Here is a 246-nt window from a genome sequence, read left to right as displayed (position 1 = left end):
CGAGTCGACGAGGCCGTAGCCGCGCGTCCAGACCTCGTAGCGGGCCGGGGGCAGGTCCGGGATGACGAAGCGCCCCTGGTTGTCCGTGACCACGATCCTGGCGAACCGCGTCGGCAGGTCCCGGGTCTCGGCGATGACCCAGACGCCCGCCTCGGGACCCTGGCTGCCCGCCACCGTGCCGCCGATGTCGCGGGTGCCGATCGCGACCTCGGGCCGGGGTGCCTGCTGCTGCTGCGCCTGCGCGGA

The 246-nt window shown here is 74.8% G+C and carries 1 protein-coding gene; it reads right to left on the bottom strand.

The window, feature by feature from the left end; translation table 11 throughout:
- Positions 1–246 (bottom strand): carboxypeptidase-like regulatory domain-containing protein (locus VJI94_RS08705; protein WP_324009086.1); only part of this gene is annotated, 246 nt, incomplete at both ends.

This window comes from Parvimonas sp. D9 (assembly GCF_035282565.1).
Classification (GTDB): Bacteria; Bacillota; Clostridia; order Tissierellales; family Peptoniphilaceae; genus Parvimonas; species Parvimonas micra.
The sequence above is the reverse complement of the archived record's forward strand: the minus strand, read 5'-3'. Positions and strand labels throughout refer to the sequence as shown.